This window comes from Roseateles sp. P5_B10, assembly GCF_056400485.1.
The window spans coordinates 1-666 of record NZ_JBFULE010001508.1 but is presented as its reverse complement, the minus strand read 5'-3'; the positions used below and the strand labels follow the sequence as shown (position 1 = coordinate 666).

Below are 666 nucleotides of genomic sequence, written 5' to 3'. Positions count from 1 at the left end.
GGCTCGACCTCGAAGTCATTCAATGCGGCTACTGCCAATCCGGGCAGATCATGTCGGCGGCGGCGCTGCTGGCCACCACGCCGCGCCCGGACGATTCCGACATCGATGCTGCGATGGCCGGCAATATCTGTCGCTGCGGCACCTATGTGCGCATCCGCGAAGCCATCAAGCATGCTGCTTCCGAACGGCAATCGTAGGAGCCAGCCATGACCATTACGGACAAGACGCTTGTTGCAGACAAGGTTCCGGGCCTCTCGCGGCGCGATCTCCTCGCTGGCGGTCTTGCTGGAGGCTTTTTGTTTGCCTTCCGCATACCTGTGCGCGCAGCCAATGAACCAACGCAGCCCCCCGATACAACCGAAGGCAAGTTCGCCCCCAATGCCTTCATCCGCATCGATACTACTGGCAAAACCACTCTGGTGATGCCGCAGGTTGAGATGGGGCAAGGCATCTATACGGCCATCGCCATGATCCTCGCCGAAGAACTCGACGCGGATTATGCGCAGATCGCGCTGCAGCACGCGCCGCCCAGCGACAAGCTCTATGGCAATCCGCTTTTTGTCATTCAGGCGACAGGCGGATCGACCTCGGTTCGCGCCTTCTGGAAGCCGCTGCGCAATGCCGGCGCAACTGCGCGTGCGATGCTGGTGCAAGCCGCAGCTGAAC

General features: G+C 61.3%; 2 protein-coding genes. Both read left to right on the top strand.

Going from position 1 to position 666, the window contains the following annotated elements; genetic code table 11:
* Positions 1 to 197: (2Fe-2S)-binding protein (locus AC1DU6_RS34290; protein ID WP_477862919.1), on the top strand; the 197-nt coding region annotated here is incomplete at its 5' end.
* A 9-nt stretch (positions 198 to 206) separates the two neighbouring features.
* Positions 207 to 666: molybdopterin cofactor-binding domain-containing protein (locus tag AC1DU6_RS34285; protein ID WP_477862917.1), on the top strand; the 460-nt coding region annotated here is incomplete at its 3' end.